This is a genomic window from Salinivibrio sp. EAGSL (assembly GCF_013366455.1).
In the GTDB taxonomy this organism is placed as follows: Bacteria; Pseudomonadota; Gammaproteobacteria; order Enterobacterales; family Vibrionaceae; genus Salinivibrio; species Salinivibrio costicola.
On the sequence record NZ_JABWMG010000012.1, the window covers coordinates 25556 to 42878 of the forward strand.

The 17323-nt window shown below is 50.6% G+C and carries 14 protein-coding genes; 5 read left to right on the forward strand and 9 right to left on the reverse strand.

The window, feature by feature from the left end:
• Positions 1–79 precede the first annotated feature (79 nt).
• From ettA to HLG76_RS09025, 3 genes are all read left to right on the forward strand, one after another.
• Positions 80–1747: an energy-dependent translational throttle protein EttA gene (gene ettA / locus HLG76_RS09015; protein ID WP_021023650.1), complete on the forward strand. Its 1668-nt coding sequence runs from the start codon at positions 80–82 to the stop codon at positions 1745–1747.
• A 209-nt stretch (positions 1748–1956) separates the two neighbouring features.
• Complete coding sequence (locus HLG76_RS09020; RefSeq protein ID WP_175993503.1) at positions 1957–2337, forward strand: PilZ domain-containing protein; 381 nt, start codon at positions 1957–1959, stop codon at positions 2335–2337.
• A gap of 48 nt (positions 2338–2385) precedes the next feature.
• Positions 2386–3390 (forward strand): peptidoglycan DD-metalloendopeptidase family protein, encoded by a 1005-nt coding sequence (locus tag HLG76_RS09025; protein WP_175993504.1) that lies wholly within the window; start codon positions 2386–2388, stop codon positions 3388–3390.
• A gap of 15 nt (positions 3391–3405) precedes the next feature.
• Here the strand turns inward: HLG76_RS09025 and radA are convergent, their stop codons facing one another.
• Positions 3406–4782: a DNA repair protein RadA gene (gene radA / locus HLG76_RS09030; RefSeq protein ID WP_175993505.1), complete on the reverse strand. Its 1377-nt coding sequence runs from the start codon at positions 4780–4782 to the stop codon at positions 3406–3408.
• Between the two features lie 123 nt (positions 4783–4905).
• Between radA and HLG76_RS09035 the strand changes: the two genes are divergently transcribed.
• Positions 4906–7263 carry a PilZ domain-containing protein gene (locus HLG76_RS09035; protein WP_175993506.1) on the forward strand — a complete coding sequence of 786 codons (2358 nt, stop codon included), beginning with the start codon at positions 4906–4908 and terminating at the stop codon, positions 7261–7263.
• Here HLG76_RS09035 and serB read toward each other — a convergent pair.
• Positions 7260–8234, reverse strand: a complete 975-nt coding sequence (serB, locus tag HLG76_RS09040) for a phosphoserine phosphatase (protein ID WP_175993507.1) — start codon at positions 8232–8234, stop codon at positions 7260–7262. The two genes, HLG76_RS09035 and serB, sit on opposite strands and share 4 nt — an antisense overlap.
• Positions 8235–8365: 131 nt before the next feature.
• On the opposite strand from serB, the gene HLG76_RS09045 reads away from it, so the two are divergent.
• On the forward strand, positions 8366–8959 hold the full coding sequence (locus HLG76_RS09045; RefSeq protein WP_077461824.1) for an AhpA/YtjB family protein: 594 nt from the start codon (positions 8366–8368) through the stop codon (positions 8957–8959).
• 98 nt (positions 8960–9057) lie between these two features.
• Here the strand turns inward: HLG76_RS09045 and deoB are convergent, their stop codons facing one another.
• From deoB to prfC, 7 genes are all read right to left on the reverse strand, one after another.
• Positions 9058–10278 (reverse strand): phosphopentomutase, encoded by a 1221-nt coding sequence (gene deoB, locus HLG76_RS09050; protein WP_021023643.1) that lies wholly within the window; start codon positions 10276–10278, stop codon positions 9058–9060.
• Positions 10279–10289: 11 nt separating this feature from the next.
• Complete coding sequence (deoA, locus tag HLG76_RS09055; RefSeq protein WP_175993508.1) at positions 10290–11621, reverse strand: thymidine phosphorylase; 1332 nt, start codon at positions 11619–11621, stop codon at positions 10290–10292.
• 83 nt (positions 11622–11704) lie between these two features.
• Positions 11705–12481, reverse strand: a complete 777-nt coding sequence (gene deoC / locus HLG76_RS09060) for a deoxyribose-phosphate aldolase (protein WP_077669978.1) — start codon at positions 12479–12481, stop codon at positions 11705–11707.
• Positions 12482–12850: 369 nt separating this feature from the next.
• Entirely contained in the window at positions 12851–13021 is a 171-nt protein-coding gene (locus HLG76_RS09065) for a XapX domain-containing protein (RefSeq protein ID WP_021023640.1), read from the reverse strand.
• A 167-nt stretch (positions 13022–13188) separates the two neighbouring features.
• Positions 13189–14475, reverse strand: a complete 1287-nt coding sequence (locus tag HLG76_RS09070) for a NupC/NupG family nucleoside CNT transporter (RefSeq protein ID WP_025744411.1) — start codon at positions 14473–14475, stop codon at positions 13189–13191.
• 210 nt (positions 14476–14685) lie between these two features.
• On the reverse strand, positions 14686–15456 hold the full coding sequence (locus HLG76_RS09075; protein WP_077661402.1) for a TatD family hydrolase: 771 nt from the start codon (positions 15454–15456) through the stop codon (positions 14686–14688).
• 155 nt (positions 15457–15611) lie between these two features.
• The gene (gene prfC, locus HLG76_RS09080) at positions 15612–17201 is read right to left on the reverse strand and encodes a peptide chain release factor 3 (RefSeq protein WP_175993509.1); all 1590 of its coding nucleotides are present in this window, start codon (positions 17199–17201) and stop codon (positions 15612–15614) included.
• Positions 17202–17323 lie beyond the last annotated feature (122 nt).

The following is a 17323-nucleotide window of genomic DNA, read 5'->3' on the forward strand; positions in this document are numbered from 1 at the left end:
TATGACAATCACTGTTAAACTTGGCAAAGTTAACGTTAGAATAGCGTTTTTTATACCACAACGATTAACGTGAGCAGAAATGGCTGAGTACGTATATACCATGTCGCAGGTGAGCAAGATCGTGCCACCTAAGCGTCAAATTCTTAAAGATATTTCTTTGTGTTTCTTCCCAGGCGCCAAAATTGGGGTGTTGGGTCTCAACGGGGCCGGTAAATCGAGCCTATTGCGCATTATGGCCGGTATCGATACCGAGATTGAGGGCGAAGCCCGTGTGCAACCCGGGATCAAGATCGGGTATCTCCCGCAAGAGCCGAAGCTGGATGAAGAAAAGACAGTCCGGGAAACCGTTGAAGAAGCGGTCGGTGACGTCAAAGATGCATTAACGCGTCTCGATGGTGTCTATGCCGCTTACGCTGATCCAGATGCCGACTTCGATGCCTTAGCGCAAGAGCAAGGTGAACTCGAAGCACTGATCCAAGCTAAAGACGGGCATAACCTCGATAATACGTTGGAGCGTGCAGCAGATGCACTGCGTTTGCCCGAGTGGGATGCGCAAATCAAGCACCTTTCAGGGGGCGAGCGTCGTCGTGTTGCTATTTGCCGTTTGCTACTCGAAAAGCCCGACATGCTGCTGCTTGATGAGCCAACTAACCACCTAGACGCTGAATCCGTTGCATGGCTTGAGCGTTTCTTAGTCGACTACTCTGGTACCGTCGTTGCTATTACGCACGACCGTTACTTCCTCGACAATGCAGCGGGCTGGATTCTTGAGCTTGACCGTGGTGAAGGTATTCCGTGGGAAGGCAACTACTCATCTTGGCTCGAACAAAAAGATGTACGGTTAAAGCAAGAAGCGTCGCAAGAAAAAGCGCGTCAGAAAACCATTGAGAAGGAGCTTGAGTGGGTTCGCCAGAATCCAAAAGGCCGTCAGGCGAAATCAAAAGCCCGTATGGCCCGCTTTGAAGAGCTCAACACCACGGACTATCAACGCCGTAACGAGACCAACGAGCTGTTTATCCCACCAGGTCCACGTCTGGGTGAAAAAGTCATTGAGGTCAATAATCTGACCAAGTCGTTTGGTGATCGCATCTTGATCGATGACTTATCCTTTAGCGTGCCCAAAGGGGCAATTGTCGGTATTGTTGGTCCGAACGGCGCGGGTAAATCAACCCTATTTAAGATGCTCAGTGGCACAGAAACCCCAGATAGCGGCACCGTTGAAGTAGGCGATACCGTACAACTGGCCTCGGTCGATCAGTTCCGAGACAGTATGGACGATAATAACACCGTCTATGATGAGATCTCCGAAGGGGCGGACATCATTCGCATCAATAACTTTGAGTTACCGGCACGCGCTTATGTGTCACGGTTTAACTTTAAAGGCAGTGACCAACAAAAACGCATTGGTGATTTGTCAGGCGGTGAGCGTAACCGCGTCCACCTCGCCAAATTGCTAAAAGCTGGCGGTAACGTGTTGCTCCTTGACGAACCGACTAACGACTTGGACGTGGAAACGCTCCGTGCACTTGAAGAGGCACTCTTAGAGTTCCCAGGCTGTGCCATGGTGATCTCGCACGACCGCTGGTTCCTTGACCGTGTCGCGACCCATATTCTTGACTATCGAGATGAAGGACAAGTGAACTTCTTTGAAGGTAACTTTGCTGAATACACCGATTGGTTGAAAAAAACACTGGGTGCACAAGCGGCGGAGCCGCACCGGATCAAGTACAAGCGTGCAGTCAAATAATGATGCATACCACGGTAAGGGCAGCGACGGCTGCCCTTTACCTTCCCACTCTTCATCTTCTCACTCGTCATCTCGATAAACCGTATTGCCGCCTGTACTTAGCTCAGCAGAACCACGAAAACGTTTTAAATGTGAGACAAGCCACTAAATCAGTATTGTGATTGCCCCATATCACCTACACTAGAGACAGTGAATGAGGAGATGTCATCATGACAGAGCGTAGAAAATTTTCCCGCGTCATGTATCGTGTGCCGGCAATACTCAAACAAAACGAGCAGCAATGGCACGCACAGGTACTGGATCTATCTCTCAAAGGCGTGTTGCTCAGCCGTCCTGAGAACTGGCAAGCTGATCCCGAACATAACACGTTTCTACTGGTGTTTTACCTCCATGACTCGGATGTAGAATTAGACATGGACTGCATTCTGGTAAATAACTGCGAAAATTATCTCCATCTTTACATCGATCACATTGACATTGATAGCGCCAGTCATTTAAAAAGGCTCGTTGAACTGAACGTGGGTAACGATGAACTGCTTCATCGCGAGCTTGCGCAATTGACTGACCACATGGCGGAACCGAACGCTTAATCCGCACGGTCATGGACGGTATTTAATGCAGGCCAGCAGTAACCAGTCATGACAGACCATATCCATATTGCCGTAACGCACCCGAACGGGGTGAAACACTATACCCTCTGCCCGACCCGTAAAAAGGTCGTGCAAACCCTTGCATTAGTGATACTCGCGGCCCTCACCATCACCTTTGCTAGTCTGTACCTGCTTTCTGAGCGTTCGACCGAGGCCGAAGCGGCTGTTGAACGATTACGAAAAGAGCGCGCGACCTTAAATAACGAGGTGGCGATGTTGCAACAAAAACGTGATGCGCTGTCACAAACCATCGAGAACAAAGATGTTGAACTCACCGCCCTGACACAACGCGTGGTCACGGTTGAAGATATGCTCGGGCTAGAATCAGTGGCCAAAGACGCCTCGCTCACTCACCGTCTCGATGTCGCAGCGATTAACTCAGCGGTGCGTTACACCATGCTCCAGCTAATCCCGAATGGTAAACCGCTTGAAAGCTACCGACGCTCCTCGGGATATGGCTCACGAACTCACCCTGTGACAGGGAAAGAAAAATTCCATATGGGCTTAGATTTGACCTCGGACGTCGGCACGCCGGTGTATGCCCCCGCGGATGGCGTCGTCGAATATGTCCGTCCCAGCCGCCGCAAAGGCTATGGTAACTTCATCAAAATCGACCACGCCTTTGGCTTTATGACACTCTATGCCCATTTGGATAAATTCAATGTCCGGAGCGGGCAATTTGTGAAAAAAGGGGATTTAATTGCATGGTCGGGTAATACCGGATTATCAACTGGCCCGCATTTGCATTATGAAGTGCGCTTTTTGGGCCGCGCCCTTGACCCACGTCGCTTTATAAAATGGAGCACTGAAGAGTTCGATTCTTTACTCGAAAACGAAAAACGCGTGAGCTGGGGACATTTGGTCGCAGTGGTTGAAAACTTGGTCCAGACCCAGGTCCAAGTCGCCAACATGCCCGCCCCTAACCCACCGCTAAGCACCGCACAGCAACGTGACGCAGAGGATGATCGCGCCCCGGCTAATGCTGCTATGTAGCTCAAGCAACCGCCGCTATAAGTCTTCTAATACTGCCAACGCATCTGATAATTTGCTCACACCGTACACGGTCATGCCTTCAAGCGTCTGTTTGGGCATATTGGCTTTAGGGACAACCGCTTTTTTAAAGCCATGTTTAGCCGCTTCCATTAACCGCTCTTGCCCACTGGGTACCGGGCGAATTTCACCGGCCAAGCCGACTTCGCCAAACACGACTAATTCTCTTGGCAAAGGCAGGTCTCTAAAGCTTGAGATCAACGCAAGCAACAAGGCCAGATCCGCGCTGGTCTCAGTCACTTTGACGCCACCAACCACATTCACAAACACATCTTGATCAGACATTTGCAGCCCGCCGTGCTTGTGTAACACCGCCAATAACAGCGCTAGACGATTTTGCTCTAACCCCACAGCCACCCGACGGGGATTAGCCAATTGCGAATAATCCACTAACGCCTGTATTTCGACCAATAATGGGCGCGTGCCTTCCCAGACGACCATGACCGAACTGCCAGAAGTTTGCTCCTCACCACGGGAGAGAAAAATCGCCGACGGATTACTCACTTCCTTCAATCCCTGGCCTGTCATGGCAAACACGCCCAGCTCATTCACCGCCCCAAAGCGGTTTTTGTGGCTGCGTAAAGTGCGAAAGCGACTATCGCTCGATCCATCCAATAACACCGAGCAGTCGATACAATGCTCAAGCACTTTCGGGCCTGCCAGTGAACCATCTTTGGTCACATGTCCGACCATAAAAATGGCCACATTGTTTTGTTTGGCGTAACGGGTTAAGGCGGCGGCAGATTCACGGACTTGTGCCACGCTCCCAGGCGCCGATTGCACATCGGCGACATGCATCACCTGGATGGAGTCGATCACCATGATCTTAGGCTGCTCTTTTTTCGCAACCTGACAAATGGTTTCAACGCCCGTTTCAGACAATAACTTAAGCTTATCTTTGGGTAACCCGAGTCGGTCAGCCCGCATCGCGACTTGTTGGAGCGATTCTTCCCCGGTGATATACAGTGTCGGAAAATGGTGTGCTAAGCCCACCATGGTTTGCAATAGTAAGGTACTTTTACCCGCGCCAGGGTTACCACCGATAAGAATTGCCGCCCCCGGCACAATGCCACCACCGAGTACCCGATCAAGCTCTTTAAAACCGCTGCTCAGACGCGGTACTTCTTGCAAGTTAATATCTTGTAAGGTTTGTACGACACCCTCGGCACTGCCAGTATAACCGGCGTATTTTTCATTGCGTGCGACTTGAGGTGAAGCCGCTAACCTCACTTCGGTAATCGTGTTCCACGCCCCGCATGCAGAACACTGCCCTTGCCAACGCGGAAAATCTGCCCCACAGTCATTACACACGTAGGCTCGTTTTGTTTTTGCCATTCGCTCTCCAATACGTATGATGTCAGCTAATTCACAAAATGATTGCTATCTTATTCATTATCCCGACACTTTTCAGAGAAGATGCCGTTAACAAAGTAAGCGATTACTTTACCAGACTTTGCCATGAAGCAGGATGATTACCAGGGACTGATTGAGCAACTGCTTCCTCTGTCCCAAACCCCAAAATTTGAGGTGTTGCTCGATAAGCTCACGGCTAACGAGCCCAGCTCCGCAAAGCTGCTGATCAAAATGGAGATCAGACGGCTGATGACCCCATGCAATCGCGCCATCGACTTACGCGGGAAAGTGGATGGCGACTGCCACGAATACAGCCTGCACGGTCAAAAGCACTGGCTCGATGATGTGGCGATTAACCGCTACTACGATCGCCTCCCTATGTATAACGGCCAACTCACCCAAGGATTATGGGAAGATTTGCATAACACACCGAATAACTTTCGGGTGAAGCACGAAAAAGAGAAACAGCGCCAACAGCAAGGAAAAGGGCCGGTCAGCGATGCGTCACAGTCGGCACTCTTACCCGAAAAGCTGACATTTGGTCATTACTTATCACGCAGTGAAAGCCGCATTCATTTTGCTACACAAGTCTTAATTACGCTCAACACTGGCCATGAAGTGCATGGAGTGACCAGTGATTTATCAAACTCGGGCTGTCGGGTTCGTGTGCCTGCTGCGTTCGATTATCCACCGAGCTCAGAAGTGGTGGTTCGCTTTACCACTCTCGCACAAACATACCCGGACCCCGATCTTGAACAGGGGTTGAGTTATCGGATTATCGGCGTCGATGACAACAAAGACTCGACCAGCAATGTCTGGCTACGGTTGCGGCTAGACACGAGCAGTGACGCGATAAAACAAGCATTAGAAGCAGAAATGACCGCGCCAGATTTTCGCGGCAAGCAAGATGGCGAAGACAAACTGCTCACGTTAAAACTGCAAAGTTACGAGCAATCTTTTTTGCATCATACCAGTGTGTTACCGCTCTATTTCGCACAAGATAAAATGGAATATGTGCTACAAACGCGACAGAATCAGGAGCTATGGGCCTACTGGCACGATAACCGTAATCAACCCGTGATCAATCATCTGTTTAACACTGAACGGTTATCACTGCTCCAACTCGACGGAGCCTCCACCAGCCAGCTGTTGCTGTACTGCTTTTCTGTTGAAAAAAACAAACAGCGTTTTTTCTACTCCGCCTCTCCCAGTGAAATGAGCGAAGAAGAGCGCCAGCTTTTTTGGCACCTGGGAGCCAAGCGCGCCTCGTGGCGCGTGTTTAAAGTGACGATGTCTGCCATTAATGCGACAGATATTGAACGCCTCCAAGATGTGTCACCCGATTGGCTTAACACCCTCAAAACGCTGACCCATGTTGCGCTGGTACAAGATGTCACTCATGCCGACGGAAGACGCAGTTACCTTGAACACCCAAAACCTCAATGCTCTAGCCAGGTCCTGCGACGTTTTTTACACCAGCGCAACCCCGTTTGCCGTGCACAGCTCATCTCATCCGATCGCCAGCCACAACGACGGGAGCCCCGATACGCTTATCGATCGGAAGTATCAATGGTTCACGCTGAACAAGGGCCTCTTAAAGGTCAGCTGATTGACTTTTCCTCTGGGGGACTCAATGTGACGCTGAAGCAACCGTTCCAAGGGGCAAGAGATGATATTGTCTCGGTATCGCTCGATGCATTTGTCAATATTGATCCGCGCGCTCCCTTGGTCGATATGCCGTATCAAGTGATTCGAGTGAGTCCGAAAAGAGACAATATTCAGCTAAAACTGACCACCGAGTCGCCAAATACCCGGCGCCGACAATACTTACGCCGATTGATTGAACATAATCAGGATAAGTTAACGGTACTCGATGAACGCTTACCCGATCCGCCTCTGGTTTGGGCCATGCACCAGCTGTTGCTGACGCGTTTGACCGTACAGCCCTATTTTGTCCAACGAGATAATGGCGCTTTGTCGGTGTCTGCTGTTGGGATCAACTTACCACCGAGCCGCTTACACCGTTTTCTCGAACGGGCGGGTGGCGGACGTCAATTATCTTTTTATCCGGTTTTCGGCGATAAAATTTTAACGCGAACCCATGAAGTGACTCGTCCATCGCAACCGCTCAATGAATTAGTCCGTGAGTACTTTGTGTGGATAGATATCCAAGCCGACAAAGTGCGAGCGGTACATACCTTTGCCGATAGCGAGTTTGAATCGGACGATGCACGCCGTAAATTCGTTCAGTTGGCACAAAAAGGCGGCACGTTTGCCGTGATACGCAATCGCATGACGCCTCTGACTCACGCAGAGCAAGACATTGAGCCATCACAATTATCGGCGCTACTCAAGCGTGACACCCATAAAGCACGCCAACTCGAAGACGAATTTATCTCGCTGTGTGCGTACGGTGAGTTAGTGGATGTCACCGACGAAGTATTGATGCGCTTGGGCCGTTAACGCGGTTGCCAGCTAATTTTCCCCGCTCGCAAGCTCGCAGAGAGCACGCAGAGCACGCCCCCAAGCCAACAATGTTTCACTGCGGTTTGTGCTCGAGCATTCACGGTTGGCTTGGCGTGATAGGCAATGCCGAGTCCAGCCGCCTCCATCATCGCCAGATCATTGGCGCCATCCCCGACCGCTAAAGTATTCTCAGGATCAATATCGTACTGCTGCGCCAGTGTGGTTAAAATATCCGCTTTGCGCTGGGCATCAACAACAGCCCCTACCACGTCGCCAGTCAATTTCCCCTCGTCAACGCCAAGCTGGTTTGATTCGGCATAATCTAGCCCTAACTGATGCTGAAGGTGATCAGAAAAGTGAGTGAAGCCGCCAGACGCGATTGCCACGTACCAGCCGTGTGCTTTTAAGCTTGCGACTAACGCCGCCATTTCTGGCATTAACGGTAAATGCGCTTTCACCTCATCAAGAACAGCAATATCTGTACCTTTAAGCGCAGCCACACGTTGGCGCAGGCTCGCCTCAAAATCAAGCTCTCCGAGCATTGCCCGCTCTGTCACCGCCGAGACCGCCTCACCTACACCTGCAAGCTCGGCAATTTGATCAATACATTCAACCTCAATGGCTGTTGAGTCCATATCAAACACAGCCAATCCAGGTTTACTTAAATCTGGCAATGCGTGTAGATCTGCACAATCTAATCCGAGAGCATCAATCACGGCTCGGTGATCGGGCGTGAGCTCACCACTCATTAATAAAACCTGATACGGGCCGACACACCACGCATCCATGACGTCGACTACGTGACCGGTAAAAAAAGCAATATTGTCTAAATGATCAACGCTAATGGTCTCAGCGAAGAGAATCCAGCCACCGTTTCGGCGACGATAGGGAAGCGTGCGGGTAACAGTGGGAAAGCGACGATACAGTCCGGATGCGCGGTAAATTGCCAAGGGCTTAGCCTTATCCATGGTCAGTATTTTCCTTTTCAGCTCTCAAGCAGAGCCTCGTCAATAAAACAATCGAGATGAGGCTGTGATACCATAAAAAGTGTACTCAGCTCCAGTGCTAATTACGCCGTCAACACGGCTTTGAGGTAGGTATGTTTTCAATTTCGCGCAAAGCGCTACGGCGAACCACTCGGTGGGGAATTCTGATCAGTGCATTCAGTGCCATTGCGGCGTTAATGCTCTATAGTACGACCTTAAGCCAACGCCAGTATCAAGCGCTTTATCAGCAAACCGATCAGCTCGCCCAGTTAATGACACGTCAAATCGGCGCGCAAGCCTATGATGCATTGGTCGACAAAAATTACCAGCCACTGCAAACCCTCGCCGACCAGCTAGCGACCGAGCCTTTGATTCGCGATGCCAGCTTTTATCAACTTAACGGGCGCCCCGTTGTCCGCTCTACCCATGCGTTGCCGCTTGAAACAGCCGTGGGCCTCACCACGCCGCTTGGACTCGAAAGCCAAGGACGACAGCAATTAATGACGCCCATTAGCCGTGATGGCGATATTATCGGCTTTTTACGCCTCACGCTTGAACACCAATCGGTTATTGATCATGCCAAACAACAGATCCAATCGACCATTACTGAGCTTCGTGCCCTACTGGGACTGGCGCTGTTTCTCGGCGCGCTATTGATGGCCATGCTACTACGGCGCGACAACCGATCACGCATACTGCCTTGGTAACGCCATCATAGTGTCGGCCATCTAATCAGTTAGAGATAGGCAACAAAAAAAGAGATGGCATGCTGCCATCTCTTTTTATTGCGATCACTCGGAGACGATTACAAGAATGACTTGCCGTAATCCATTGGTGAGGTATCAAAATACTGTGCCAACGATTGGCCAATATCCGCAAATGTTTCGCGGCGACCTAGCGAGCCAGCTGGCACTTTTTTACCATAGACCAATGCCGGGATGTGCTCACGAGTATGATCCGTACCTGGCCAGGTTGGATCACAGCCGTGGTCTGCAGTCAGTAGCAGCACATCATCGTCTTCCAACATCGCCATAATTTCAGGCAAGCGGCGGTCGAAATACTCGAGTGCAGCTGCATAGCCGGCAACATTACGACGGTGACCATACGCGGAATCAAAGTCGACAAAGTTAGTGAAGACTAAGCTATTGTCGCCCGCTTCTTTGATCGCATCTTTAGTGGCATCAAACAGCGCTTCAAGGCCAGTTGCTTTGATTTTCTTGGTGATCCCGCAGTGAGCATAAATATCAGCAATCTTACCAATAGAAATGACATCACCGCCTTTCTCATCGACAATTTTTTGCAGTACGGTGGCTGACGGTGGCTCAACCGATAAATCACGGCGGTTACCGGTACGCTCGAACTGGCCTTTACCTGGACCAACAAACGGGCGCGCAATCACACGGCCAATGTTGTAGTCTTCCAGCTCTTCACGCACGATCTGGCAAAGATCATACAGATTGTCTAGCCCAAAGGTGTCTTCGTGGCAGGCAATCTGGAACACAGAGTCTGCCGAGGTATAGAAGATCGGTTTCCCGGTTTTCATGTGCTCTTCACCAAGATCGTCGAGCACCTGCGTTCCCGATGCATGGCAGTTACCGATATAACCCGGTAGCCCTGCACGCTCAACAATGCGGTCAAGCAGTACTTCTGGGAAGCTATTGGTCAAATCAGAAAAATACCCCCACTCAAACAAGACAGGCACACCGGCAATTTCCCAGTGGCCAGATGGGGTATCTTTCCCTGACGACAGCTCTTTGGCATGCGCATAAGCACCAATGATCTCGGCGTGAGGATCCAGTCCTTCAGGGAAATAATCTGATGATTCTTCACAGGCTTTGCCGAGTCCAAGTTTGGTCATGTTAGGCAAAGACAGTGGACCTTTGCGATCGGCGTTGTCGGCTTCACCTTTTGCGCACGCTTGTGCGATGTGGCCAAGGGTGTTAGCGCCTTGGTCACCAAATTTTACGGCGTCTTCAGTGGCGCCAATACCAAATGAGTCTAAAACTAATACAATTGCGCGTTTCATGATCGCCTCCATTAGACGTCTTGTAAGCTGATACGACGATATACGTCCGGCGTAGAATTGGGTGCCTCATCAGCTACTTTTACTGCGGTTCGCACCGCATTGGCCGCTTGTTGCCATTGCTCTTCAGTTTGAGCGTGGAGCATGGCGAGCGGTGTTTGCTCATCCACGTTTTGCCCCAGACGAATCATTTCGTTCAACCCAACGGCATAATCAATTTTATCGCTGGCAACCCGACGGCCGCCACCTATTTCTATAATAGCCATGCCCAATCCCCGCGTATCCATCGCGTTGACCGTTCCAGCACGGTCGGCATAGACAGGCTTAATGACTGACGCTTTGGCCAGGTATTGATCCGGCGACTCGACAAAGTCAGAGGGACCCCCTAGGCCTGCGACCATTTTGGCAAAACACTCGGCAGCACGACCGCTATCCAATGCGTGATCCAATTTTTGTTTCGCTTGCGTCACATCTGACGCTAGTCCGCTCACCACCAGCATATCCGCACACAGTGCCATGGTCACATTGTACAGGCGAGGGTTGCGGTAACGACCGGTCAAAAAGTCGACCGCTTCTTTCACTTCCAATGCATTTCCCGCCGACGATGCCAACACTTGGTTCATATCAGTGAGCAACGCACTGGTTTTGGTGCCGGCGCCATTGGCCACGCCCACAATCGATTTCGCCAGCGCCTCTGAATCTTGATACGTGGGCATAAACGCCCCCGATCCTACTTTGACATCCATAACCAAAGCATCGAGACCTGCCGCGAGCTTTTTCGACAAGATTGACGCCGTGATCAATGAGATATTATCGACGGTGGCGGTGACATCTCGGGTGGCATACACACGTTTATCGGCCGGTGCCAAAGAGCCAGTTTGGCCAATGATCGATACGCCAGCATCACGTGTGACATCACCAAACACCTGGTTGCTTGGCATGATGTTATAACCCGGAATAGACTCCAGTTTATCAAGTGTGCCGCCGGTATGGCCTAAGCCACGGCCTGAAATCATCGGCACATAACCGCCGCATGCCGCCACCATTGGGCCCAGCATTAACGAGGTCACATCACCAACGCCCCCTGTCGAGTGCTTATCCACGATTGGGCCATCAAAATGCATGTGTGACCAATCGATGGTCATACCGGAATCGCGCATCGCACAGGTCAGAGCCACACGCTCATCCATGGTCATATCATTGAAGTAAATCGCCATCGCAAATGCAGCAATTTGGCCTTCCGACACTGAGTCATTCGCAACACCCTGGATGAACGAATAAATTTCTTCTTTGCTTAACGCGATGTTGTCGCGCTTCTTACGAATAATTTCCTGAGGTAAGATCATGCATCCTCCTTACCAGCACAATACGTGAGCGACCGAGTACACGATCCTCGATCGCCCTACCGTTTGGGTGAGTGGCAACTTACTTAATAGCCACCTTCAGCCGCTTTTTCGCCTTCACCCAAGGTGTGGAGTAAGTTCGCCAACAAGCTAGATGCGCCAAAACGATAGTGGCGGTTATCGGCCCATTGGTCGCCGAGAATGCGATCGGCCATAGCCAGGTATTGCTGCGCATCTTCTGCGGTGCGCACGCCACCGGCTGGCTTAAAGCCAACACGTGCTGCAACGCCTTTGTCTTTGATTACATTCAGCATGATCTCAGCCGCTTCAGGCGTGGCATTGACAGCTACTTTACCGGTAGAGGTTTTGATAAAATCTGCCCCCGCCTCAATGGCAATCTCCGAGGCGCGCTTGATCAACGCCTCAGTTTTAAGTTCACCGGTTTCGATGATCACTTTAAGCAACACCTTGTCACCACATGCCGCTTTACACTGTTTCACCAGCTCAGCGCCAGTACTTTCGTCACCAGCAATCAGCGCACGGTATGGAAAAACAACGTCCACTTCATCGGCGCCATAGGCAACGGCAGCTTGGGTTTCTGCTACCGCAATATCAACGTCATCATTGCCATGGGGGAAATTAGTCACGGTCGCGATACGGACATCTGGCGTGCCTTGTTCACGTAATGTTTTTTTCGCAATCGGAATAAAGCGCGGATAAATGCAGACAGCAGCCGTATTACCAACAGCCGTTTTCGCGTTCTGACACAGGGTGATCACTTTTTCATCGGTGTCATCATCATTCAGCGTGGTCAGATCCATTAATTTGAGTGCGCGTAGGGCCGCGGTATGTAATTCGTTCATTGGATATCTCCAGTCCTCATTCTTTTGCCAAACAGGTATTGGGTTGGCCACTGTGTTGGCAACCGTCACTTGTAGCCGGTTGCTGCTCAGCGGACTTGGCTCCATGAAGTTTGAGGCTGGACCTTGCGCCGCCTTCAACCAACCATCCTTGTTGCCGCGTGCAAACACATTTGTGTTCGCAGTTCTACCATTGGACGTTTTCGATTGGGGCTAGCCACACCTTTGTTGCTAACCATAAGAGGAAAATAAAGATTGTGGCGCCACCAAACTTTGACGGCCTTCACTTATTTTACCAACGCCGTTTCGGCAAAACTAGTTTTTACCGTTTCTGTTGGAAAATACAGTGTTGCTTGGCAGAATCAATACGGGTTAGCTGAAAAACCGTTCGATAATCCACTGGTAGCCGATCCCACCTAAGTAGACACCAACAATCCCCATCACGCCCGACAAAACCGGTGGCGCGGGGATAGGTAACTTGATCGCACTAAACAAAACACCGACTAAAAACCCGGCGACTACCGCAAGGAGCACTTCCTGCATCGTTTTTCCTTATTTTGTTAACCAGCTTCACTTTATTTATCGGATACTCCCTGAGTATACACCCTATAAAAAAACGCCACACAGATTCACTGTGTGGCGTTTTAATCGGTTTATACTTAGTCCGTAATTAGCTGAGTCAGTAATTAGCTGAGTCAGTAATTAGCTGATTAACCTGCGAGGGTTAAGGTCACAAATAGACCCGCAATCGTTGCCGCCATCAAGTTAGACAAGGTACCAGCAACCACCGCTTTGACACCAAAGCGTGCAATCTCTGGACGACGGCTAGGCGCCAGACCACCGAGGCCGCCAAGCAAAATGGCCACCGATGACAAGTTAGCAAAACCACACAGTGCGAATGAGATAATCGCTTTGGTTTTCTCCGTCATCTCAACACCCGTTGCCGCAACAACTTGTGCGTTGTCACCAAGATATTGGGTGAAGTTGAGGTAAGCGACAAATTCGTTGACGACGATCTTCTGACCGATGAAAGAGCCGGCAACCACTGCTTCTTCCCATGGCACACCGATAAGGAACGCAAATGGGGCAAACAAGTAACCCAAGATCAGCTCAAGCGTAATGTCTGGATAACCAAACCAACCGCCGATACCACCCAGCATACCGTTGATAAGAGCAATCAAACCGATAAAGGCAAGTAGCATTGCACCTACGTTCAGGGCCAGTTGCATACCTGAAGAGGCACCACCAGCAGCTGCATCGATGACGTTAGCTGGCTTTTCAACGCCTTCTGCGGTGGCATCGGCCATTTGTTCAACTGGCTCTTCAGTTTCTGGCTTGATGATTTTAGCAAACAACAGACCACCAGGCGCCGCCATAAATGAAGCGGCAATCAAGTACTCAAGCGGTACACCCATTGACGCATAACCGGCCAATACACCACCGGCGACAGAGGCAAGACCACCACACATCACGGCAAACAGCTCTGATTGGGTCATGCGCGGGACAAAGGGACGAATCACGAGTGGCGCTTCTGTTTGACCCACGAAGATGTTCGCAGTCGCAGACATGGATTCGGCACGCGAGGTCCCCAAGGCTTTTTGCAAACCACCACCGAGTACGTTAATCACAACCTGCATAATACCCAGGTAGTAAAGCACACTGATCAGTGATGAGAAGAATACGATAACAGGCAGAACTTTCAGTGCGAAGACGAAACCGCCACCGCCGAACAGTTCAAACATTTTGTCAGAAACCAGTCCACCAAAGATGAAGCTGATCCCTTCGTCACCATATGCGATGACGTTGGCAACGTATTGTGATGCCCCGTAAAGAATGTCACGACCCACGTCGACATACAGTACGAAAGCACCGAAAAAGAGTTGGATAGCAAATGCGCCACCCACGGTACGGAGGTTAATGGCTTTGCGATTATCAGAAAGGAGAACAGCTATTCCTAGCAGTACAACCATCCCGATTACGCTCATCAGCAGGCTCATAGTATTGGCATCCTCAAAGTAAAAAGTTGGCGTCTCGACAGAGTGGAATTTGGCTTCCGGGGAGGGATTATACGCAGAGCAGTCACATTAAAGTAATATTCCAATCACAGTTCGCTGTAAAACTATTTTGCAATGCATCAATAAGTATGACTTTGATCTAGTTTTGTGAGCTTATGCAACCGCAAACGTTTGTCTCACGCACGTTCGCGCTTAGTGCAAGCCAAACATTCTTTCAGCATTGCCTGATGTTTCGGCCACCAGGTGATCTCTATCACAGCTTTTTAACGCTGCGACCACATCGACCACCCGAGACACCTGGGCGGGTGTGTTGGGTTTTCCTTGATATCCCGCAAGCGGCATGTCAGGGGCATCGGTTTCCAAGAGCAAATGGTTGAGCGGTAAGCGCGCGATAGCTTGACGCGTTTTATTCGCCCGCTCATAAGTGACGGTGCCCCCCACACCGAGCATTAGGCCAGCATCAATAAATTGTTTGCCTTGTTGCTCACTGCCGCTAAACGCATGCAGCACACCGCGCACGCCAGGATACGCTTTCACCAGACGCAGCAGGTCGTTATGAGATTGACGGCTATGCAAAATAATGGGTAAGTCATAGCGGCGGGCAAGCCATAACTGACTATCAAGTAAGGCGTGCTGACGCTGCTTCATCTCTGGAGTGTGCGCGACAAAATAATCCAGACCGGCTTCGCCGACCGCCACGCAGGACAATGGCCGTGATACCAGCGCGTCTTCTAATGCAGCGAGGCTGTTGTCTGTGTGCGTATCGAGAAAACATGGATGTAACCCCAAACCAGCATACATCTCAGCAAAACGTTCCGTCAGCGCTAATACCGCCGGCCAGTTTTGTTCATTGACACTCGGTACCACCATGCGCGTGACGCCCACCTCACGCGCCGCTTGCCAGTACTGATCCGGCGCCTGATTAAAAGGGGAGAAATCGAAGTGACAATGGGTATCAATCATGCTTTAACCGCCAAAACCACCTTCATCATCGCTGTCCTCTCGAGAGTAGAATGCCGTCTATATAGACGGCATTATAAAGGTTTACCCCTCATTCACAGTGGGACAAGACACTTTGCCTACCTCACTGCGATGTCTTTGACATAAGCCAAGATCACTTAGTGCTCACGGGTGGCTCTGAGATCAATGTCTGGGAAACGCTCTTGCGTCAGGTTGAGATTGACCATCGTCGGCGCGATATAGGTCAGGTTATCGCCGCCATCCAGCGCGAGATTAGCTTGATTTTTGCGCTGGAATTCATCCAGCTTCTTCTCATCCTTGCACTCAACCCAACGCGCAGTGGCGACATTGATCGGCTCGTAGAGTGCGTCAACGTTATACTCGGCTTTCAAGCGCGCCACCACCATATCAAACTGCAGGACACCGACCGCGCCAACAATTAGATCGTTCGACTGCATCGGGCGGAATACCTGTACCGCACCCTCTTCAGATAACTGAATGAGGCCTTTCAATAGTTGCTTTTGACGCAATGGATCTTTGAGACGAATGCGACGGAATAGCTCAGGCGCAAAGTTCGGGATCCCGGCAAATTTAAGATCTTCTCCTTGGGTAAAGGTATCGCCAATCTGAATGGTGCCATGGTTATGCAGGCCAATAATATCGCCGGCAAACGCATCTTCAGCCCGTGACCGATCCCCTGCCATAAAGGTCACCGCATCAGAAATATTGATTTGTTTGCCTAAACGTACATGGCGCAGCTTCATTCCCTGCTGATACTTACCGGAGACAATACGCATAAAGGCAATACGGTCACGGTGACGTGGATCCATATTGGCTTGGATTTTAAACACAAAGCCTGAGAATTTATCTTCATCGGCACTCACTTCACGATCATGAGTTGACCGCGCCATCGGCTTAGGCGCCCACTCGGTCAAGCCGTCCAGCATATGATCCACACCGAAGTTACCCAGTGCGGTACCAAAGAATACCGGCGTCAGCTCACCGCTTAAGAACAGCTCACGATCAAATTCATGCGAGGCCCCCATCACCAACTCCAGCTCGTCACGCAAATCTTGCGCAATGTCGGCACCAATTGCCTCATCCAGCTCAGGGTTGTCCAAGCCCTTGATGATACGGGCATCCTGGATTTTATGCCCCTGACCAGACTGATAGAGAATGCTTTCATCACGGTGAATGTGATAAACACCTTGGAACCCTTTGCCGCAGCCAATTGGCCATGATACTGGCGCACAGGCAATATTGAGCTCACTCTCGACTTCATCAAGCAGCTCCATCGGATCGCGAATATCTCGATCCAATTTGTTCATAAAGGTGATGATCGGCGTGTCACGAAGGCGAGTCACTTCCATCAGCTTACGGGTCCGGTCCTCAACCCCTTTCGCGGCATCAATCACCATCAAACAAGAGTCAACCGCCGTCAATGTTCGATAGGTATCCTCCGAGAAATCCTCGTGCCCTGGGGTATCAAGCAGGTTTACCAAGCAGTCGTTGTAAGGAAATTGCATCACCGAGGTGGTCACCGAGATCCCACGCTCTTTTTCCATGTCCATCCAATCTGACTTGGCATGCTGGTTAGAGCCGCGCCCTTTGACCGTGCCGGCTGTTTGAATCGCACGTCCGAACAACAGCACTTTTTCAGTAATGGTAGTTTTACCCGCATCCGGGTGCGAGATAATCGCAAAGGTGCGTCGTTTATCAACTTCCTGTTGCAGCGGTGTATTTGACATAGCAGGTTATCTTCTTGTTTGATTCAGGCGGCAATCGAGCGCCAACTGAGGAGGTAAATCACAAAGGTGGCGTATTTTCGCTGATCTTGTAGCCAGCTTCAATTCACAAATCTGACTTGGCA